This is a genomic window from Achromobacter sp. DMS1 (genome assembly GCF_001270295.1).
In genome coordinates this window covers 1-16,271 of record NZ_LHSJ01000064.1, presented here as the reverse complement: position 1 = coordinate 16,271, position 16,271 = coordinate 1, and the positions used below count along the sequence as shown (strand labels likewise).

Sequence of the window (16,271 nt, the reverse complement as noted above, 5' to 3'; positions counted from 1 at the left end):
CCTCGCCTCGGGCGGCAGCACCCTGCGCGACTACGTGGGGGCCACGGGCGAGCCGGGCGCCTATTTCGAGATACACGCGGCGGTGTACGAGCGCGAGGCGCAGCCCTGCCGCGCCTGCGGCGCGCCCATCCGCCGCATCGTCCAGGGACAGCGCGCCACGTATTACTGCCCGAGGTGCCAACGCCCTTGAATCCCCGTAAAAACCCCACCTGTTTGTTTATAGCAAACGTATTGCACAAACACTAACGCGGGGCTATAGTCCCTTCCATGCCCTTATTCCTATAAAAGTGGAAGGAGTCCCCATGAGCAAGCAATTCGCCTCGCACGCCGACCTCGCCGACAAGGTCGTGTCGTTCGAAAAGCTGTCCGACAACGCCTATGCCTACACGGCCGAGGGCGATCCGAACACGGGCGTCATTATTGGCGACGAGGCCGTCATGGTGGTCGACACCCAGGCCACCCCGGTCATGGCGCAGGACGTGATCCGCCGGATCCGCGAAGTGACCGACAAGCCCATCAAGTACATCCTGCTGTCGCACTACCACGCCGTGCGCGTGTTCGGCGCCTCGGCCTACAACGCCCAGGAAATCCTGGCCAGCCGCGACACCTACGATCTCATCGCCGAGCGCGGCGAACAGGACAAGGCCAGCGAAATCGGCCGTTTCCCCCGCCTCTTCCGCAACGCCGAATCCATCCCGCCCGGCCTGGTGTGGCCCACCATGACCTTCAAGGGCGAAATGACGGTCAACCTCGGCAACCTCGAGGTCCGGCTGCTGCAGGTCGGCCGCGGCCACACCAAGGGCGACACCATCGCCTGGCTGCCCGAGCAGAAGATTCTTTTCGCGGGCGACCTGGTCGAGTACCAGTCCACGCCCTATTGCGGCGACGCCTACTTCCGCGACTGGCCCTCCACGCTGGACGCGCTGGCCGGTTTCGAGGCCGACAAGATGGTGCCGGGCCGCGGACCGGCCCTCAAGAACGCCGAGGAAGTGCGCAAGGGCCTGGCCGGCACCCGCGCCTTCCTCACCGACCTGTATGGCGCGGTGAACCGCGGCGTGGCCGACGGCAAGGACCTGAAGACCATCTACCGCGAAGTCTACGACTTCATGAAGCCGCGCTACAGCGACTGGGTGATCTTCGACCACTGCATGCCGTTCGACGTTTCGCGCGCCTACGACGAGGCGAGCGGCATCGAGCACCCGCGCATCTGGACGGACAAGCGCGACCTCGAAATGTGGAAGCAGCTCGAAGGCTGAGAGGGCTCCACCCCCGAAGCGCCTGCGGCGCTTCCCCTTCGAGGGGAGCCCGCCCAGGGGAGCGCGCCGGCGGAGCCGGAGCCGCGGCCCCCGCCCGGAGAAGCGTCGCGCCTGGCTGCGCGAGGCCCGCGGCGCGTACTGCCGGGCCGCGGGCAACGCGCCTGCGGCTGGCGTAGCGAACAAAAAACAAAACGAACCCACCCAGGAGACAGACGTGGGAGACATCGATTACCAGGCGATGGAGTTCGCCTATGAAAAATGCGCCGACCAGGCCGCGGGACAGCGCGTCACGCACCCGGTGGTGGTGGTGGGCGCGGGCCCGGTCGGGCTGAGCACGGCGCTGGACCTGGCCCGGCGGGGCTTGCGCGTGGTGGTGCTGGATGACGATTTCCGGCTTTCCACCGGCTCGCGCGCCATCTGCTTCTCCAAGCGCACGCTGGAGATCTGGGACCGCCTGGGCGTGGGCCAGCGCATGGCCGAGAAAGGCGTGTCGTGGAACGTGGGCAAAGTGTTCTTCCGCGACCGCGAGGTGTGGCGCTTCGACCTGCTGCCCGAACCGGGGCACCGCCGTCCCGCGTTCGTCAACCTGCAACAGTACTACGCCGAAGGTTTTCTCTACGAGCATGCGCGGCAGCAGCCGAATATCGACCTGCGCTGGAAGAACAAGGTGGTGGCGCTGGAACAGACCGGCGACGGCGTCTGCCTGACGGTGGAAACGCCCGACGGCCCTTACGCGCTGCACGCGCAATGGCTGATCGCCTGTGACGGAGCGCGCTCGCCGGTGCGCGCCATGCTGGGCCAGGAAAGCCACGGCCGCGTCTTCCGCGACCGCTTCCTCATCGCCGACGTGAAAATGCAGGCGGACTTTCCGGCCGAGCGCTGGTTCTGGTTCGACCCGCCCTTCCATCCGAACCAGTCCGTGCTGCTCCACATGCAGCCCGACAATGTCTGGCGCATCGACTTCCAGCTCGGCTGGAACGCCGATCCCAAGGAAGCCGTCAAGCCCGAGAATGTGCTGCCCCGCATCCGCGCGCTGCTGGGGCCCGATGCGCAATTCGAGCTGGAATGGGTAAGCGTGTACACCTTTGCCTGCGAACGCATGGACAAGTTCCGCCACGGCCGCGTGCTGTTCGCCGGCGACGCCGCGCACCGCGTGTCGCCGTTCGGCGCGCGCGGCGCCAACAGCGGCGTGCAGGACGCCGAGAACCTGGCCTGGAAGCTCGCCCTGGTGTTGACGGGCAAGGCGCCCGAGCCGCTCATCGACACCTACTGCGCCGAACGCGAGTACGCGGCCGACGAGAACATCCTCAACTCCTCGCGCTCCACCGATTTCATCACGCCCAAGAGCGACATCAGCCGCAGCTTCCGCAACGCGGTGCTCAACCTGGCCAAGCGCCATTCGTTTGCGCGCGCGCTCGTCAACAGCGGCCGCCTCTCGCTGCCGGCCACCTATGCGGACTCGCCGCTGAACACGCCCGACCAGGACGCGTTCGGCGGACGCCTGCGGCCCGGCGCGGTGGCGCTGGACGCGCCGGTGCGCGTGGCGGGCGAGGACGGCTGGTGGCTGTCGCAGCTGGACAGCGGCTTCGCGCTCGCCCTCTTCTGCTGCGACCGGCTGCCCGATGCCGCGGCCGTGCAGGCCCTGCAGGCGCTGAGCATGGCCGCGACGCCGGTCAAGCCGCTGATCGTGACCAGCGCCGAGTGCGACGCCCCGGCCCTGCCCCCGGGCATGACGCACGTGGTGGACAGCGCGGGCCTGCTCGCCCAGCGCTACGACGCGCGCCCCGGCACGGCCTACCTGCTGCGCCCGGACCAGCACGTCGCGGCGCGCTGGCGCGCGCTGGACGCCGCCGCCGTCAACGCCGCCCTGCGGCGCGCCATCTGCGCCTGATCCCGAAAAGAGGCAGCCATCATGCTCATCACCGAAACCAACCTGCCCGCGCCGGACGATTTCTACGAGGCGCTGATCGACATCCACCGCGACCTGAGCCTGGAGCAGAGCCAGGAGCTCAACGCCGCGCTCATCCTGCTGCTGGCCAACCATCTCGGCGACATGGAACTGCTGCGCGAAGCCCTGCGGCTGGCGCGGGAATCCGTCGTCAGCGCGTAGCGTCGCGCCGTCCCGCCCCGGCCCGCGCGACAGGCGCCTGCTGCCCGTCGGCGCCGAACACCTCCGCGATCAGGCCGCGCAGCCACTGGCTGCCGCCGTCGCGGTCGTAGCGGCGCTGCCAGTACATATTGGTCTGCAAGGGCGGCACCTTGACCGGCGGTGCGATGTAGCGCAGGCCGAACGGGCCGGCCGCGCTGGCGGCGAGCTTTTCGGGCACCGTGGCCAGCAGGTCGGTCGCGCTGACGATATACGGCACGGCCGAGAAATGCGGCACGCTGAAATGCTCGGCCAGCACGAGGCCCGCGCGTTCCATGGACTGGTTGACCTGCCCGTAGGGCGCCGCGCGCGACACGATGAGGTGGCGCTCGGCGCGGAAAGCCTTCAGGCTCATGCCCGCATGGGCCGTGGGATGTCCCTGGCGGAACAGCGTGGCATAGCCCTGCCGGAACAGCATGCGCTGCATGACGCCGGCGCCCATGTCGTCGAAGGCGCCCACGGCCAGGTCGATGCGCCCGGCCTCCATTTCGCGCTGCAGATCCGGCCCCTGGGTGCGCACGGAATCGATGCGCACGCCCGGCGCGAGCTGGGCGCAGGCTTCCATGAGGCGCGGCATGAAGTGGATTTCGCCCACGTCCGACATGGCCACGCGGAAGCGCCGCCTGCTCGCGGCCGGGTCGAAGGCGTTCTGGTCCTGCAGGGCGCGCGACAGCGTGGCCAGCGCCTCGCTCACCGGCCCGGCCAGCCTTTCCGCGCGCGGCGTGGGCTGCATGCCCTGGCCGGTGCGCACGAAGAGTTCGTCGCCGAAGGCGGCGCGCAGGCGCCGCAGCGCATTGCTCGCCGCGGGCTGGGTCAGGTCCATGCGGCGCGCCACCGCCGAGATGTTGCGTTCTTCGAGCAGATGCTGGAACACCAGCAGCAGGTTCAGGTCCACATCGCGCAGACTGGCCATGGCGCTTCCTCATTATTCACGGAATTTATAGTTTCTATTTTCGCATTCCCGTAGCCGAGGGGCCGGATTTTGCCGAAAATGGCCTATCGGCGCGCGGGACGAGACTCTCGCCCGCGCCCCCGGACACCGTAATGCGCGGCCATGCACCGCGCCGCCGCCCAGGAGGAACCCATGGAACTGAAATACCAGACCGGCTTCGGCAACGATTGCGCCACCGAGGCGCTGCCCGGGGCCCTGCCCGTCGGCCGCAATTCGCCCCAGCAATGCCCGTACGGCCTGTATGCCGAACAGCTATCGGGCACCGCCTTTACCGCGCCGCGCAGCGAAAACCGCCGCTCCTGGCTGTACCGCATCCGCCCCGGCGCGCAGCACAAGCCCTTCGAGGCGTTCGACGGCGCGCCCGGCTGGCTGAGCGACTTCGGCACGGGCCCGGTCACGCCGAACCAGCTGCGCTGGAGCCCGCTGCCCCTGCCCGCCGCGCCCACCGATTTCATCGAAGGCGTGAAAACCTGGGGCGGCAACGGCGGTCCCGGCGAGCAGAGCGGCGTGGGCATCCACCTGTACGCGGCCAACCGCTCGATGAAGGACCGCTACTTCTACAACGCCGACGGCGAGCTGCTGCTGGTGCCGCAGCTGGGACGCCTGCGCCTGGCCACCGAGCTGGGCCTGATCGACCTGGAACCGCTGGAGATCGCGGTCATCCCGCGCGGCGTGCGCTTCCGCGTGGAGTTGCTCGACGACGCGGCGCGCGGCTACATGCTGGAGAACTTCGGCGCGGCGCTGCGCCTGCCCGAACTCGGGCCCATCGGCTCGAACTGTCTCGCCAATCCGCGCGACTTCCAGACCCCCGTGGCCTGGTACGAAGACGTGGAGGGCGATTTCGAGCTGATCGCCAAGTTCACGGGCGGATTCTGGCGCGCCGCCATCGACCACTCGCCGCTGGACGTGGTGGCCTGGCACGGCACGCACGCACCCTACAAGTACGACCTGCGCCGCTTCAACACCATCGGCTCGATCAGCTTCGACCACCCGGACCCGTCCATTTTCACCGTGCTCACGGCGCCCTCGGACACCCCGGGCACCGCGAACATGGATTTCGCCATCTTCCCGCCGCGCATCCTGGCGATGGAAGACACGTTCCGTCCGCCCTGGTTCCACCGCAACGTGGCCAGCGAGTTCATGGGCCTTATCCAGGGCGTGTACGACGCCAAGGCGGAAGGCTTCGCCCCGGGCGGCGCCAGCCTGCACAATTGCATGAGCGGCCACGGCCCCGACGCCGAAACCTTCGAAAAGGCGTCGCATGCCGACACCAGCAAGGCCCACTATATCCGCGACACCATGGCCTTCATGTTCGAAACCCGGCGCGTGATCCGCCCGACCGGGCAGGCCCTGGCCTCGGTAGAATTGCAGGGCGACTACTACCGCTGCTGGCAGGACATCAAGAAGCATTTCGATCCCCGCAAGGCGTGACTGCCTGCGCGTCCGGACGAGCCGCGGCGATGGGCGCAAGCCCATCGCCGCTTGGCTTTTTCCGGCTTTTCCGCCCCGCGCCGGCGGCGCGTCCATAAACACACTGAGCGAGACACGCATGAGCACTTCCATCAACGAAACCCACGACCCGTCCCTCAAGAGCTGGGTCGCCAGCGCCAATACCGGAACTTCCGATTTCCCGGTGCAGAACCTGCCCTACGGCGTGTTTCGCCGTGCCGGCTCGCAGGAAGCCTTTCGCCCGGGCGTGGCGATCGGCGACCAGATCCTCGACCTGGCCGCGCTGGCCGCGCGCAAGCCTTTCGACGGCAGGGCCGGCGAGGCGCTGGCCGCGTGCGCGGGCGACAGCCTGAACGCGCTCATGGCGCTGGGCCAGGCGCACTGGAGCGCCCTGCGCCTGGCGCTGTCGCGCGCGCTGCGGGAAGGCGCGGCCCTGCGCGCCGAGATCGAGCCGCTGCTGGTGGCGCAGGCCGACGCCGAATACACCGCGCCCGCGCGCATCGGCGACTACACCGACTTCTACATCTCGGTGCACCACGCCACCGCCGTGGGCAGGCAGTTCCGCCCCGACAATCCGCTGCTGCCGAACTACAAGTGGGTGCCCATCGGCTACCACGGCCGCGCTTCCAGCGTGGGCGTGAACCAGCGATTTCCGCGCCCCGTGGGCCAGACCCGCCCCGCCGCCGAAGGCGAGACGCCGCAATTCGGCCCCTGCGCGCGGCTGGACTACGAGCTCGAGCTGGGCATTTTCGTGGGCGCCGGCAATGCCCAGGGCGAACGCATTCCGCTGGCCCAGGCCGATTCCCACGTGTTCGGCCTGTGCATCCTGAACGACTGGTCGGCCCGCGACATCCAGGCTTGGGAATACCAGCCGCTGGGCCCGTTCCTGTCCAAGAACTTCGCCTCCACCATCTCGCCGTGGATCGTCACCATGGAGGCCCTGGAGCCCTTCCGCACGCAATGGAAGCGCGACGCCGCCGACCCGCAGCCGCTGCCCTACCTGGCCTCCGAGGCCAACCGCGAGCGCGGCGCCTACGACGTGCAGATGGAAGTGCTGATCACCACCGAGAAATCGCGCGCCGCCAAGCAGCCGCCCGCGCGCCTGTCGCGCAGCAACTTCCGCGACGCCTACTGGAACGTGGCCCAGCTCATCGCCCACCACACGGTCAACGGCTGCAACCTGCAGCCGGGCGACCTCCTGGGCACGGGCACGCTGTCGGGCCCGCAGCCTTCCGAAGCCGGCTCGCTGCTGGAGCTCTCGCAGGGCGGCAAATCGCCCGTCGAACTGCCCTGGGGCGAAACGCGCGCCTTCCTGCAAGACGGCGACCAGATCATCATCCGCGCCGAATGCGTCAAGGCGGGTTACCCGCGGATCGGGTTCGGGGAAAGCTCGGGCACCGTGCTGCCGGCGCGGACCTGATCCCGGAAGGCGGCGGCGCCCGCGATCAGGCAGCGCGGCGCGCCGTCAGCGTTTCGATCTCGTCGTCCTTGGCCTGCCACTGCTGCCCGAGCCATTGGTGGAACGCCGTGCGGAACGCCTTGTCTGCGGTGTAATCGCCGTCGCAGAATGACGGCGGCACCGGCAGCTGCCGCATGCGCACCGCCACGCGCCCGGCCCGGCCGCAGGCCAGGTCCCAGAAGCTGGGTATGCCTTCCGGGTAGGCGATGGTGGCGTCTATCATCGAGCGAAAGCGCGCGCCCATCGCATTCAGGGCCACGGCCAGCCCGCCCGCCCTGGGCTTGAGCAGATGGCGGTACGGCGAAGACTGGGCCGCGCGCTTGGCCTCGGTAAAGCGCGTGCCTTCGGCGAACACCATCACGCTGGTCGGCACCAGCGAGAACTTCTCGCACGCGCGCCGCGCGGCCTCCTGGTCCGGGCGCCCCAGGGCCGGATTGCGGCGCAGGTCGCTCTTGCCGTGGCGCTTCATGAAAGGGAAGTCCAGCGCCCACCAGGCCAGCCCGATCACCGGCACGTAGATTAGCTGGCGCTTCAGGAAGAACTTCAGCAGGGGGATGCGCCGGTTCAGCGCATACTGCAGCACGAAGATGTCCACCCACGACTGGTGGTTGCAGTTGACCAGATACCAGTCCGCGTAGCGCAGGCCGGTATTGCCCTGGATGTCCCAGTCCGCCCGCTGGATGCGCGCGAACCAGCCGGCGTTGCCGGAAACCCATGCCGTCGCGATGCCGTTGAGCACCGGATCGATGCGCCGCCTGGCCGCGGGCCAGGGCAGCAGCAGCTTGAGCAACGCCACGGGGAACAGCAGCAGGCACCAGAAGATCGTGCTGGCGCCCAGCAGCAGCACGCTGAGCGCGCCGGTGATCCAGGCAAGCCGGCCGCGCGGCACGGGCCAGGCGCGGCGTTGCGGTAAAGACCCGCCAGGCTTGCCTGCGTGGCCTGGCATGGCGGCGGGAGCGCGGGCCGCGTCCGGGGGCAGATCTGGAAACGTCATGGACGCCAGTTTGCGTCTCCCGCGCGTAAAGCGGCTTGCGCGGGATCAAGCCGGCCTCAAGGCAGGCGGTACTTTTCCTCCCGATAGGCCCAGCTCGCCCACAGCGCGTGGGCGAGCGCCTCCTTGCCGAGGCCCGGGTCGGCCGCCACGGATTCGTAAGTCTCGTCCTGCCCCACCGGCGCCGCCGCGTAGCGGAACTGGCGCGGCGGCTTGGAAGGCTCGATCACCACCAGCCGCTCGCCTTTCAGATAGCCGAAATTGTCGGCGTACTGCATGATGGCCCGGCCGGGATCGCGCCGCGTGAGATCCGCGCCCGGCATGGGGTTGACGTTGTCCAGGCCGATCAGCGACAGCAGCGTGGGCGCCATGTCGATCTGGCTCACGATGCGCTCGTCCTGGCGCGGCGCGATGTCCGCGCCCAGGATCAGGGCGGGAATCCGGAAATGCCGCACCGGCACGGGAATCGAACCGTACACGCGCGAATCGTGGTCGGCGATCACCAGGAACACGGTGTTCTTCCAGTACGGCGCCTGGCGCGCCTTGTCGAAGAACTGCCCCAGCGCCCAGTCGGCATAGCGCACCGTGTTGTCCACCGAGGCAGGGTCGCCCACCGGCTCGATGCGGCCTGACGGATACTCCCACGGCGAATGGTTGCTGACCGAGAAAGCCAGCGTGAACACCGGCCGGTCGCCGTCGGCGCGCAGCAGCCGGTCGAGCTGCGTGAACATGTCTTCGTCCGACGCGCCCCACGAACCCTCGAAGACCGGGTTCTGGAACTTCGGCCGGTCCACCACTTCGTCGAAGCCGTTGCCCAGGAAAAACGCGCGCATGTTGTCGAAGTGCGATTCGCCGCCGTAGACGAAGCGCGAATGGTAGCCGTGCCGCCCCAGCACCTGCGCCAGCGTGAAAAAACCGGTCTGCGCGCGCGGCAGCTTGACCACGGCGTCGGCCACGGTGGGCAGGAATCCCGCCGTCACGGCCTCGATGCCGCGCACCGAGCGGGTGCCGGTGGCATAGGCGCGGTGGAACATCCAGCCCTGCCGGCCCAGGCGGTCGAGGTTGGGCGTGAGATCCTTGCCGCCCAGGCTGCCCACGTACTGGGCTCCCAGGCTCTCCTCGAGAATGATGACCACGTTCAGCGGCCGGTCGCGCCGCACGCTGGCCTTCTGCTCGTGCAGGCTGGGGTAGCGCGGATCGAGCGGCGGCCCGTCGAGGCCGGCCGCGGCGCGCACGATGGCGTTCATTTCGTCGACCGGCATCCTGGGGTACATGGCCGCCGACGAGCGCTCGTCGCGCATGCGGTAGGCGGCGTCGAACACGCTGTAGAGCGAATTAAGCGCCAGCGCATTGACCATGGCGTCGGAACTGAAGGCGACCTTGGCGGGGTTGAGCGGCCGGTGCTCCAGCGTGCCGCGCGCGCCCAGCACCGCCAGCGCGAGAATCAGCACCGACGCCGCGGGCCGCTTCCACCACCCCATGGCGGGGTCGCGCAGCCGGGTCGGGAAAAGCCGCAGCGACAGCCACGCGGCCAGCGCCAACGCCACAAAAGCCGCCAGCAGCACGCCCTTGTAGCCTTCCCAGAGCATGGAGCCCACTTCGCGCGGGTTGAGCAGATAAATGAAGTAGAGGCGATTGGGCCGCGTGTCGTATTCGGCGATGAACTGCGGCGTGGAGACTTCCAGCAACACGTAGAGCATCCACCAGGCGCGGAACCACCATGCCGTGGCGGCGGCCGCCCCGGCGCGGTGGCCGAACCAGGGCGACAGCACGGCCGGCAGCGCCGCCACCATGCAGAGCAGGCACAGATCGATGCGCAGCCCGCCCAGCATCAGCGGCCACAGCCCGCCGGCCGCCTGCACGCGGTCCCACATCCAGAATGCGAGCCCCAGGCGGGACAAGGTCAGCAGCGCCAGCACCGCCACCACAAAACGCAAGGTCAGGCGGCGCATGCGCGATCCTCCCCCCCATGCGGAGCCGCGCCCCGCGCCGGCGTTTCCGCCCTGTCCTCCCAAACCACGATACCGCTCATGCCGCTATGCGTCCAAAGTCCAAACCGGCAAGATTAACGCGGTTCGGAGCGGGTCAATGGGGGACGGTTCTCCCCGCCCGGAGCGCCGCCAGTTCCAGGGCGTGTTCGCCCTAGGCCAGCCGGCGCAGCCGCTCGCGGCTGTTGCTCAGGTGCGTGCGCATGGCCGCGCGCGCGGCCTCGGCGTCCTGGCGCTGGATGGCGCCGTAAATGTCCTCGTGCTCGAGGTTCACCCGCGCCAGGTAGACGCCGCGGTCTTCCTGGGCGAAGCGGGCCGAATTGATGCGGGTGCGCGGAATGATGGCCGAACCGAGGTGCGACATGAGGTCGGCGAAATAGCGGTTCTCGGTGGCTTGCGCTACCAGCAGGTGGAAGCGGAAGTCGGGCGTGATGGTGTCGCCGCCGGCGTCGAGCGCGGTTTTGAAGTCGTCCAGCGCCTGGCGCATGGCCCGCAGGTGCTCGCCGCTGCGCCGGGCCGCCGCCAGGCCGGCCGCCTCGCTTTCGAGGCAGATGCGCAGCTCCAGCAGGACGAGCACGTCGCGCACCGTGGCGATGTCGGCGGGATCGACGCGGAAATCGGCGCCGCCGCTGGGTTCGAGCACATAGGTGCCCACCCCGTGATGCGTCTCGACCAGCCCGCTGGCCTGCAGCCGCGACAGCGCCTCGCGCACCACGGTGCGGCTCACGCCGAACTCGCGCATGATGCCGGATTCCGTGGGCAGCTTTTCGCCGGGCCGCAGCCCGCCCGACCGGATGCGCTCGGAGAGCGCTTCCACCAGCCCCTGCGCCAGGCTTCGGGGACGGCGCGGCGGCGAAGCGGGCGTATCGGCGGGAGCGGTCATTTGGGGGTTCCGGAAAGCGGAGGGGCCGCTGCTTGACGGCAAAATTTTGCGCTCATTATACTTTTCGGCACGTCACGCGATGACGCGCCGCGCGGCGCGGCAGGCGGTTTTCCGGCCCGCGCCGCCGCGCATCTCCTTCGAGCCTGCCGCCATGCACAGCCTGGCCGAACGCATAGGAACGCTGCTTTGCGGCGTGGGCGAAAGCCCGGTCTGGCGCCCCGGCGACCAGGCTTTCTACTGGACCGACATCCCCGGCAAGACCCTGTGGCGCTGGAAGCCCGACGGCGGCGTCCTGGCGCATTGGAGCCTGCCGCGCATGGCAGGCTGCATTGCCATGCGCGATGCGGGCTGGCTGCTCGCCATGGAAGACGGCCTCTACGCCTGCGGCCCGCTGCGCCGGGGAGCCGCCTGCGTCCCCCGCCTGCTGGCGCCGGTGGCGCACGGCGCGCGGGGCATGCGTTTCAACGATGGCCGGCGCGACCGCCAGGGGCGTTTCTGGGCCGGCACCATGGTCATGGAAACGGCGCTGGCCAGCCCCGCCGGGCGGCTCTATCGCTACGACGCAAACGGCCTGCGCGCGGTGCTCGACGGACTGGTCATTCCCAACGGGCTGGCGTTCAGCCCGGACGGCCGCGTCATGTACCTGTCCGACTCGCATCCGACCCGCAGCAGGGTCTGGCGCTTCGATTACGACGCCGAAACCGGCGAACCCCGCAACCGCCAGATCTTCATTCCCGCCCTGCCCGAGGGGCATCCGGACGGCGCGGCGGTGGACGCCGAAGGCTGCTACTGGATCTGCGGCAATGAGGCCGGGCGCATTTACCGCTATACCCCCAATGGCCGGCTGGACCGGCGCCTGGACGTGCCCGCCCGCAACGTATCCATGTGCGCGTTCGGCGGCGCCGGCATGGACACACTGTTCGTCACGTCCATCCGGCCGCCGTCCAGCCCGCCCGGCAGCCTGGAAGGCGCGGTGTTCGCCCTGCGGCCCGGCGTGCGGGGACTGCCGGAAGCCGCCGGCSGCCGACGGCGAGCCGGTCAGCCCGGATGCGGATGCGTGCGCGGCGCGTCGGTAGCGGCCTGGCGCGGCGGCGCGACGATGAGCGGGTAGAAAAACACGGCCGCCAGCAGCCACAGCAGGGTTGCCGAATACAGCGTCTGGCTCAGGAAATGCGCGCCCTGCAGGATGCGCACCGCCGAGAACCCCAGGCCCGCGGCCAGGCCCAGCGCCAGCCCGCCCCAGCGCAGCGCCCGGCGCTGGCGCGACCAGCCCGCGAAATACAGCGCCAGCATCGAATAGCCGGCGCCCGCGTGGCCGCTGGGCAGCGCGCCGCCGGCATAGGCGCGCGCCCAGGTCCACCAGAATCCGGGGTACGGCGTGTTGCCGCCCAGCGTCGCCAGGTCATACGGCCGGGGCATGGTCGTATGATGCTTGAGCACATGCACCAGCACCTGCCCCGCGATACAGGTCAGGGCCAGCGCCAGGGCCGGCCGGCGCAGCGGCCGCCAGGCGGCGATCCGGCTGCCCGCCGCCGCCAGGGCGACCGCGATGAGCGCCATGCCCACGGGCAGGGCCAGCGCCAGCCGGTGGCCGAACAGTTCAAGCCAGCGGTGGGCGCGCAGCGGAAAGCCGTCGAGCGCGGGATCGTACAGCGCGCGGGCGATGCGCATGTCCAGCCCGCTCGCGGCGGCGAGCCACGCCGCGCAGGCGAGCAGCAGCGGAATGCCCAGCACGTGGGTAAGCGTGTAGAAGGCGCGTGTCGGCGCGGCTGCGGAAAGCGGATGCATGGGCGGCGGGATGGTCGTGGAAAGCGCGGCAGGCGCCGCGGACATGCCCCGCAGCGTACCCGCGCCGCAGTCGAATATTCGTCAAATGAGACGCGGCGCTCAGGCCCGCCGGTCCGTCGCGCCGTCCAGGTCCAGCCAGAAGCAGGTGCCGTGCCGTTCGCCCTCGCGTTCGGAGGCCACCGTCAGGCTCCAACCCTGCATGTCGCACACGCGCTTGGCGATGGCCAGCCCCAGGCCCCGGGCCGAATCGCCGGCCTGCGCGCCGCCCGCGTCGCGCAGGCGTCCGCGGTAGTAGCGGCGGAAAAGAAACGGCAGGTCGGCGCTGTCTATGCCGCGGCCGTCGTCGCGCAATTCGAGCGCGCCTTGCGCGGTCAGGCTGGCGCGCAGCGTGGCCGGAGCGGCGTGCTCCACGGCGTTGCGCACCAGGTTGCGCAGCACCGTCAGCAGGGCGTAGCGGTCCAGCTCGCGCACGCGGCCTTCCGGAATGTGGTTCTCGAACCGCAGCTCGGCGGCGCGCGCCATGGCCTCGTAGCCGCGCCAGGCGTCCTGCATGCAGGCGGCCAGGTCGACCGGTTCGGGCGCACGGAGCTGGTCGCGCGCCATGGCGCGCGCCGTCTCCAGGCTCACGATCACGTCGTCCACCGAATCGACAATGCGCTCCAGCCGCTGCCGCTGCCCCGGCGCCAGGTCCTGCATGAGCAGCATGAGCTCGCTGTCGGAGCGTATGGCGGCCAGCGGCGTGCGCACTTCGTGGCTCAGGTTGCCGGCGAATTCGCGCTCGCGCGCGATGGAGCGGTCCACCTGGTTCTGGACGCGGTTGAAGGCTTCGATCAGGCGGCCCGCCTCGTCGTCGCGCGTGACGGCCAGGTCGGGCGAGCCGGGCGCCCAGGTGGAAAGCCGGTCGGTCAGTTCGAGCAGCGGGCCGACGGCGATCGCCGCCACGCGGCGCGAGAGCGCATACGCGCCCACGACGCAGATCGCGCCCACGCCCAGCACGAAGAGGCCGAAGTCGCGCACGCGCTGCTCGTTGTCGGAGGCGTCGTACATGAGATATACCTTGCCCCGCCCGGTATCGGCCACCATGACGTGCCAGGTGTACTCGGCTGTTTCCAGCAGGTGCAGGCCGTTGTCGAGCGCCAGGATCTGCGCGGGGATGCCCGGGGGAGACTGCCCGTCGGCCTTGAGCCAGGCGCGCATGGAGCCGCCCAGCTCGCGCGCCCCGCGCTGCGGGAGGAACTCGTCGCCGCTGCGCGCGTGCTGCACCAGGCGGTCCATTTCGGTGTTGAGAATGTCGTTGACCAGATCGTCTTCCATCTGGTCGAAGGTCAGATAGGCGAGCAGCGCCAGCGCCGTGACGAACAGGGCGACCGTGCCCGTCAGCGCCCAGACGACACGCTGGGTCAGCGTGCCGCCGGCCGCGCGAGTCATGCGCCTTCTCCCTGCGGGTTGAGGCGCCAGCCCGTGCCGTGCAGGGTCTCGATGCCGTCGAAGCCGGCCTCGGCCAGCGCGCGCCGCAGCAGGTGGACCTGGCTGCGCAGCGCATCCGACGAAGGCGGGTCGTTGCCCCACAGCGCCGACTCCAGTTCCTCGCGCGACACCACGCGGCCGGGCTCGCGCAGCAGCGCGTCCAGTATCTGGGCGGCCTTGCGCGTCAGGCGCACCGGCCTGCCGTGCACCGTGGCCTGCCCGCTGCCGGTGTCGTACTGCAGCGGACCGCAGGTGCGCAGCGCCTGCACGGTATTGCCGCGGGCGCGCTGGATCAGGGCCAGCAGCCGGGCCTCCACTTCGAGCAGGGCGAAAGGCTTGGTGAGGTAGTCGTCGGCCCCGTGCGAAAAGCCGGCCAGCTTGTCGTCCAGGCTGTCGCGCGCGGTGAGAATGAGCACCGGCACCGCCTGGCGCCGGTCGTTGCGCAGGGTGTGCAGCACGGCGTTGCCGTCCATGCCCGGCAGCCCGATGTCGAGGATCACCGCATCGAAATGCTGCTCGGCCAGCCGCTGCAGCGCCGCCGGCCCGCTGTACGCCACGTCGGGCAGGAACTTGCGCGCTTCGAGAAACGTGTACAGGTTGCCGGCGATGACCTCGTCGTCCTCGACGATGAGGATGCGATGGTTGGCGCCCGGAGCGGGGTTCATGGACATGCGCGTGGCTTCCGACGTGACGCCGCGGACGCTCAGGCCTGCAGTACCTTGCCCGGATTCATCAGGCCCTGGGGATCGAGCGCGCGCTTGATGCGCCGCATGAGCGCCAGCTCCACCGCGCTCTTGTAGCGCGGCAACTCGTCGCGCTTGAGCTGGCCCACGCCATGCTCGGCGCTGATCGACCCGGCGTGCGCCTGCACGCTGTCGTGCACCACGCCGTAGATTTCGCTCTGCAGCGCCAGCAGCTCGCTTTCGGTCTGGCCCGCCGCGCTGGCGACGTTGTAATGCAGGTTGCCGTCGCCCAGGTGGCCGAAGATCACGTGCCGCACGCCGGGAAAGCGCGCCTGCAGCAGCGCGTTGGTCTTGTGCACGAAGCCGGCGATGGCGGAAATGGGAATCGAGACGTCGTGCTTGACCGACTTGCCCAGTTCGGCCTCGGCCAGCGGGATGCTCTCGCGCAAGTGCCACAGCGCCTTGCTCTGCGCCACATTGGCCGCGATGGCCGCGTCCTTGACGAGCCCTGCCTCGATGGCCTCGCCCAGCACCGTCTCGAAGCGCTCGCGCGCATGCTCCTCGCTTTCGCTGTCGGAAAGCTCGAGCAGCGCGAACCATGGCGAAGCGGCGGACTCGCCCTCGAACGGCAGGCGCTGCTGCGGGAAGAGGCGCACCACGGCCTGCAGGCAATCGCCGCCCATCAGCTCGAAGCCGGTCAGCGAAGCGCCGAACCCGGCGCGGGCGCGCGACAGCAGCTCCACCGCGTCGTCGATGCTGTCCAGCGTGAGCAGCGCGGTGCAGGACGCCACGGGCCGCGGGAAGAGCTTCAGCGTGGCGGCCGTGATGACGCCCAACGTGCCTTCGCTGCCGATGTACAGGTCGCGCAGGTCGTAACCGGTGTTGTCCTTGCGCAGGCCGCGCAGGCCGTTCCAGATTTCGCCTTCGGCGGTGACGACTTCCAGTCCCAGGGTCAGGTCGCGCGTATTGCCGTAGCGCAGCACCTGCGTGCCGCCGGCGTTGGTGGCCAGGTTGCCGCCGATGGTGCAGCTCCCCTCGGCGGCCAGACTGAGCGGAAACAGCCGGCCCGCCTGCGCCGCGGCCTCCTGCACGGCCTGCAGCACACAGCCCGCCTCCACGGTGATGGTGTCGTTGTCGGTGTCGATGGCGCGCACGCGGTTCAGGCGTGCGGTGGAAAGCAGCACGGCGCTGCCCGAGCCGTCGGGCGTG

At 69.7% G+C, this 16,271-nt stretch carries 15 protein-coding genes; 7 read left to right on the top strand and 8 right to left on the bottom strand.

The features are described from left to right. The 4 genes from AD428_RS09525 to AD428_RS09510 all read left to right on the top strand — a co-directional run. Positions 1-190, top strand: a 190-nt coding sequence (locus AD428_RS09525; RefSeq protein WP_304438942.1) for a zinc finger domain-containing protein, incomplete at its 5' end; no start/stop codon positions are given. 112 nt (positions 191-302) lie between these two features. After that, on the top strand, positions 303-1,256 hold the full coding sequence (locus AD428_RS09520; RefSeq protein ID WP_053244995.1) for an MBL fold metallo-hydrolase: 954 nt from the start codon (positions 303-305) through the stop codon (positions 1,254-1,256). 214 nt (positions 1,257-1,470) lie between these two features. Beyond that, the gene (locus AD428_RS09515) at positions 1,471-3,147 is read left to right on the top strand and encodes an FAD-dependent oxidoreductase (protein ID WP_053244994.1); all 1,677 of its coding nucleotides are present in this window, start codon (positions 1,471-1,473) and stop codon (positions 3,145-3,147) included. Between the two features lie 18 nt (positions 3,148-3,165). Further along, positions 3,166-3,366, top strand: a complete 201-nt coding sequence (locus AD428_RS09510) for a DUF2783 domain-containing protein (RefSeq protein WP_200908019.1) — start codon at positions 3,166-3,168, stop codon at positions 3,364-3,366. Here AD428_RS09510 and AD428_RS09505 read toward each other — a convergent pair. Then, the gene (locus tag AD428_RS09505; RefSeq protein ID WP_053244992.1) at positions 3,356-4,315 is read right to left on the bottom strand and encodes a LysR family transcriptional regulator; all 960 of its coding nucleotides are present in this window, start codon (positions 4,313-4,315) and stop codon (positions 3,356-3,358) included. The two genes, AD428_RS09510 and AD428_RS09505, sit on opposite strands and share 11 nt — an antisense overlap. Before the next feature lie 171 nt (positions 4,316-4,486). Between AD428_RS09505 and hmgA the strand changes: the two genes are divergently transcribed. Then, positions 4,487-5,785, top strand: a complete 1,299-nt coding sequence (hmgA, locus tag AD428_RS09500) for a homogentisate 1,2-dioxygenase (RefSeq protein WP_053244998.1) — start codon at positions 4,487-4,489, stop codon at positions 5,783-5,785. Between the two features lie 118 nt (positions 5,786-5,903). Then, positions 5,904-7,223: a fumarylacetoacetase gene (gene fahA / locus AD428_RS09495; protein WP_053244991.1), complete on the top strand. Its 1,320-nt coding sequence runs from the start codon at positions 5,904-5,906 to the stop codon at positions 7,221-7,223. A gap of 25 nt (positions 7,224-7,248) precedes the next feature. Here fahA and AD428_RS09490 read toward each other — a convergent pair whose 3' ends face one another. The 3 genes from AD428_RS09490 to AD428_RS09480 form a co-directional block, all read right to left on the bottom strand. Further along, complete coding sequence (locus AD428_RS09490; RefSeq protein WP_053244990.1) at positions 7,249-8,151, bottom strand: acyltransferase; 903 nt, start codon at positions 8,149-8,151, stop codon at positions 7,249-7,251. Positions 8,152-8,312: 161 nt separating this feature from the next. Continuing rightward, positions 8,313-10,205, bottom strand: a complete 1,893-nt coding sequence (locus AD428_RS09485; protein ID WP_053244989.1) for an LTA synthase family protein — start codon at positions 10,203-10,205, stop codon at positions 8,313-8,315. A gap of 190 nt (positions 10,206-10,395) precedes the next feature. After that, on the bottom strand, positions 10,396-11,124 hold the full coding sequence (locus AD428_RS09480; protein WP_053244988.1) for a FadR/GntR family transcriptional regulator: 729 nt from the start codon (positions 11,122-11,124) through the stop codon (positions 10,396-10,398). A 151-nt stretch (positions 11,125-11,275) separates the two neighbouring features. Between AD428_RS09480 and AD428_RS09475 the strand changes: the two genes are divergently transcribed. Then, positions 11,276-12,235, top strand: coding sequence for an SMP-30/gluconolactonase/LRE family protein (locus AD428_RS09475; RefSeq protein WP_082308344.1), 960 nt, complete (start codon positions 11,276-11,278; stop codon positions 12,233-12,235). On the opposite strand, the gene AD428_RS09470 is transcribed toward AD428_RS09475, so the two are convergent. The 4 genes from AD428_RS09470 to AD428_RS09455 form a co-directional block, all read right to left on the bottom strand. Continuing rightward, positions 12,163-12,957, bottom strand: coding sequence for a phosphatase PAP2 family protein (locus AD428_RS09470; RefSeq protein WP_235489606.1), 795 nt, complete (start codon positions 12,955-12,957; stop codon positions 12,163-12,165). The two genes, AD428_RS09475 and AD428_RS09470, sit on opposite strands and share 73 nt — an antisense overlap. Before the next feature lie 54 nt (positions 12,958-13,011). Further along, the gene (locus tag AD428_RS09465) at positions 13,012-14,340 is read right to left on the bottom strand and encodes a sensor histidine kinase (RefSeq protein ID WP_053244987.1); all 1,329 of its coding nucleotides are present in this window, start codon (positions 14,338-14,340) and stop codon (positions 13,012-13,014) included. After that, positions 14,337-15,044 (bottom strand): response regulator transcription factor, encoded by a 708-nt coding sequence (locus AD428_RS09460; protein ID WP_053244996.1) that lies wholly within the window; start codon positions 15,042-15,044, stop codon positions 14,337-14,339. The genes AD428_RS09465 and AD428_RS09460 overlap by 4 nt, the downstream gene beginning before the upstream one ends. Positions 15,045-15,082: 38 nt before the next feature. Next, the coding region (locus AD428_RS09455; protein ID WP_053244986.1) for an FAD-binding oxidoreductase at positions 15,083-16,271 on the bottom strand (1,189 nt) is incomplete at its 5' end.